Here is a 4,759-nt window from a genome sequence, read left to right on the forward strand (position 1 = left end):
ATTCAAATTTGAAACTTTCCCAGACTGAAATAGCACTTATTACCCGATGGATCGAGCAAGGAGCAGAATATCAACCCCATTGGTCTTTTACACCACCTAAACAACAAATGGTCCCTGCTTTAAATGATTCAGGGCTTATTTGGGCCAATAACGATATAGATCATTTTGTTTACGATAAAATGATTTCAAAAGGGTTTAAGCCTACAGAAAGAGCAAGTAAAGAAACTCTTATCCGAAGACTTTCTTTTGATCTTACCGGGCTACCACCTTCTTTACAGGAAGTTGATGTATTTTTAAATGACACGTCTTCCGAAGCTTACCTTACTTATGTGGGTCAATTATTAAACTCCCCGCAATATGGAGAGAGAATGGCTACTAAATGGCTTGATTTGGCGAGGTATGCCGACTCCAATGGATATCAAGATGATGGCATGAGAAATATGTGGCCATGGAGAGATTGGGTAATTAAGGCATTTAACGAAAATTTGCCTTATGATGATTTTATACTTTGGCAATTGGCCGGAGATTTATTGCCTAATCCAACTTATGATCAAATTTTGGCAACAGGTTTTAATCGAAACCATCCGCAAAGCCAAGAAGGCGGGATTATTCCGGAAGAATACCGTGTTGAGTATGTAGCAGATCGTACCAATACGCTAGGCAAAGCTTTTCTAGGATTATCTACAGAGTGTGCAAGATGCCACGACCATAAATACGACCCTATTTCTCAAAAAGAATATTTTCAATTTTATGCTTTTTTTAACAATGTAAATGAAACAGGGCAAGTACCCTATGTAGGAGATCCAAGTCCGACATTGATCCTTAAGGAAGATGAGGAAGTGGAGAAAAAGATTGCTTATTTAAAAGAAAAAATTGAGGAAGAGGAAAAAAGGTTAAAAATATATACCAAGGATGATTTGGCTTCTTTTGAAAGCTGGCAAAACAATCTTTCAAAGACCAAAGCTCCATCAAGGGTTCCAAGGGGAGAAATTGCATACTATCCTCTAGATAAGCCTGTCAATAATATATTCGATAATCTCATTGATAAAGCCAAACCTGCTGATATGGTAGTCATTCAAAAGGATAAGGAATTAATATCGGTGAAAGGAAAGATTGGAAAAGGAATAAAACTGGTTGGGGATAGTTATGTGGATTTAGGTGCAGATATAGCTTATTTCGAACGGAGTGATCCTTTTTCTATAAGTATATGGTACAAGGCCCTTAAAGATAGTTTGAATGGGCCCATTTTTTCCAAAACCGGTGGCTTCGCAAATGGGTTTAGAGGATATGAATTATTAATTAGAGAAGATGGAAGTCTAGCAGGATTAATGAGCCATACATGGCCGGCAAATGCCATAGAAGTCCATACTGAAGAGGCAATACCTGTGGGTGAATGGGTACATTTAGTCATGTCCTATGACGGATCAAGCAAAGCCTCCGGCTTAAAGCTCTATATGGATGGCAAACCAATGAAAACAAAAGTAATAACCGATCATTTAAAGCAAAGCATTTTGGCTTATGGTAAGGAAAAAAGGAGTATTGGTAGCCCCGGTAATTTGCAAATTGGAAAAAGGGGGACAAATTTTGCTGAAACCCTAGACCATTCTATTGTGGATGAACTTAGGTTGTTTGATCGTAATCTAACAGAAATTGAAGCCCAGTTGTTAGCAGGGGTGCTTAATCCTTTGCTCGAGAATAAAAATAAAGGAAACATTGCCGCTCTCAAAGATTATTATTTTGCAGTGGTAAACGAGCCATATGGCATGCAAAATAAAGTTTTGCATCAATTGCGCATAGAGGAGAATGAATTGGTAAGTTCCAAGGGAGAAGTGATGGTTATGCGAGAAAGAAGGGAGAAGAGGGCCACCCACATCTTGGACAGAGGGGTTTATGATGCTCCCACTGAACAGGTATTTCCGGGTACTCCTGATGTCATCTTAAAATTCTCTGACACATTGCCAAAGAATAGATTGGGATTAGCCAAATGGCTTTTAGATAAAAAAAACCCTTTGACTGCGAGGGTAATAGTAAACCAATATTGGGAAATGATATTTGGTAGAGGGATTGTGGCCACACCAGATGATTTTGGTAATCAGGGGGAGTTTCCTTCACATCCTGAACTGTTGGATTACCTTGCAATCAAATTTATAGCATCAGACTGGAATCTAAAAGAATTGATAAAATTGTTGGTAAGCTCTGCGACCTACCAACAATCCTCCGTTGTAAATGTAAATGATAGAATTAAAGATCCGGACAATATCTGGTTATCAAGAGCCAATGCTTCTCGACTTCCAGCGGAAATGGTTAGGGACCAAGCTTTGGCTTCAAGTGGATTACTGGTAAGAAAAATTGGAGGGGAAAGTGTTAAACCTTATCAACCTAAAGGACTCTGGCGAGAGTTAACCACTAATTATGCGAATGAATACGTTCAGGATACCGGAGAAAAATTATATAGACGTAGCCTATACACCATTTGGAAACGAAGTTCACCACCACCCGCAATGATCAATTTTGATGCTTCGGATAAATACATGTGTATTATAAAACGACAAAATACAAATACTCCCTTACAGGCACTGGTATTGATGAATGATCCTCAGTATATAGAAGCCTCAAGGGTGTTGGCTGAAAAGATGTTGACCCATGGTGGAGAAAAAACAATTGATCAGTTGAAATTTGGTTTTAAAGCAATTACAAGTAGAAATCCCGAAAAAGCAGAGTTGGAGATTATAAAAGAACTGTATCTAAGTGAACTGGAAGGATTTGAAAAAGCACCGCAAGACGCAGATAGTTTGCTACAAGTAGGTGAATATAAGAATGATAAGACATTGTCAAAAGAGAAATTGGCTGCACTAACTTTGGTCAATTCTACTTTATTAAACTATGATGAAGCCATCTATAAACGATAATAGGAATTTTAGGAGGAACATTTTAGCCAAATTATTTAAGGATTTTGATTGGAAAAAATAGATAATGAGTTTGTTACATAACCCGAATATGGATCGTCGTCAGTTTTTATCGAAAACCAGCTTGGGGCTGGGAAGTATGGCTTTGTCTTCTTTACTGGGACCAGGTAACCTTTTCGCTAGAAACCCTCTGGGCTTAAATAATATTCCTCTTGTACCTAAGGCTAAACGAGTGATTTATCTTTTCCAAAGTGGCGGACCATCTCAAATGGAGTTATTTGATTATAAACCTTTGCTTAATGAACGTTTTGGCCAAGAATTACCGGAATCAATTAGGGCTGGCCAAAGATTGACAGGTATGACCTCAAGTCAAAATTCATTTCCTTTAGCAGGTTCTGTTTTTGATTTTGCTCAATATGGTCAAAGTGGAGCTTGGGTAAGTGAATTAATGCCTCATACTGCTAAGATTGTAGATGAATTGTGCTTTGTGAAATCCATGCACACCGAGGCTATCAATCATGATCCTGCCATCACTTTCTTTCAAACCGGTTCGCAATTAAGCGGAAGGCCTTCCATGGGTTCTTGGATAAGTTATGGTTTAGGCAGTGACAATAAAAACTTACCGGAATTTTGTGTTTTACTTTCCAGAGGTAAAAATGGTGGTCAACCCTTATATGCCAAGTTGTGGGGAAGTGGTTTTTTACCATCTTTACATCAAGGGGTGCAATTTAGATCCGGAAAAGATCCGGTATTATACCTGAATAACCCCAATGGGTTAAAAAATCATAGCCGGAGAAAAATGCTAGATGCACTGAAGGAACTTCATGAAATTAAATATGATGAGGTAATGGATCCGGAAATCAATTCTAGGATTTCACAATATGAAATGGCCTATAGAATGCAGTCTTCGGTTCCAGAAACAATGGATATTTCAAATGAGCCGGATTATATATATGATATGTATGGCCCTGATTCTAGAAAGCCGGGCACTTTTGCAGCAAATTGCCTATTAGCAAGGAGATTGGCTGAAAAGGATGTGAAATTCATTCAACTTTACCACCAAGGATGGGATCAACATGGGAATCTACCACGTGATATTCAGCTCATGAGTAAAAGTGTGGATCAGGCAGGGGCTGCTTTGGTAATGGATTTAAAACAAAGAGGTTTATTGGAAGATACGCTTGTGGTTTGGGGCGGAGAATTTGGACGTACCAATTATTCCCAAGGCAAATTGACAAAAGACAATTATGGTAGAGATCATCATCCAAGGTGTTTTACGATGTGGATGGCCGGTGGAGGTGTGAAAAAAGGTTATACCCACGGAGAAACCTGCGAATTTGGCTACAATATAGTACAAGACCCTGTTCATGTTCACGATTTTCAAGCCACCATGCTTCACCTTATGGGAGTGGACCATGAAAAGTTAATATTTAAACATCAAGGTAGAAGGTTTAGACTTACGGATGTAAGTGGACGGGTGGTTCATGAGATCATCAGTTAGCATCTAGATTTAAAATTGAACCAAATCACCAAAACAAATAACCAACCCAAGAAATGACAAACTTAGAAAGAAGGTCTTTTATCAAAGGCGCTGCAGCAGTATCTGCAATCACAATTTTAAAACCAAGCACCGTGTTTGGCACCAAAGCTAACTCTGCTATTCAACTTGGAATTATCGGTTGTGGAAATAGAGGTACATCTGTTATCTCATCCATGTCTAAGCATACCAATGTTAATATAATGGCTATGGCAGACCTATTTAATGATAAACTTAAGGCCGGGAAAGAAAAATATGATGAATTAAACCAAGCAAATGGCTTTGGGAAAATTGACTCAAAAAATATTTATCAGGG

2 protein-coding genes and 1 pseudogene are annotated in these 4,759 nt (G+C 38.5%); all 3 read left to right on the forward strand.

Annotated elements, in window-relative coordinates; genetic code table 11:
- Nucleotides 1-2,909, forward strand: a 2,909-nt coding sequence (locus AAC037_RS19870; protein ID WP_339905069.1) for a DUF1553 domain-containing protein, incomplete at its 5' end; no start/stop codon positions are given.
- Between the two features lie 64 nt (nucleotides 2,910-2,973).
- Nucleotides 2,974-4,407 (forward strand): DUF1501 domain-containing protein, encoded by a 1,434-nt coding sequence (locus tag AAC037_RS19875; RefSeq protein WP_339905071.1) that lies wholly within the window; start codon nucleotides 2,974-2,976, stop codon nucleotides 4,405-4,407.
- Nucleotides 4,408-4,460: 53 nt separating this feature from the next.
- Nucleotides 4,461-4,759, forward strand: a pseudogene (locus AAC037_RS19880) (gfo/Idh/MocA family oxidoreductase); the annotation flags it as partial.

The organism is uncultured Cyclobacterium sp. (assembly GCF_963976465.1).
GTDB lineage: Bacteria > Bacteroidota > Bacteroidia > Cytophagales > Cyclobacteriaceae > Cyclobacterium.

Coding starts and splice junctions, on each gene's coding strand:
- AAC037_RS19875 (WP_339905071.1), top strand. CDS start 2,974: ATGAGTTTGTTACATAACCCGAATATGGATCGTCGTCAGTTTTTATCG.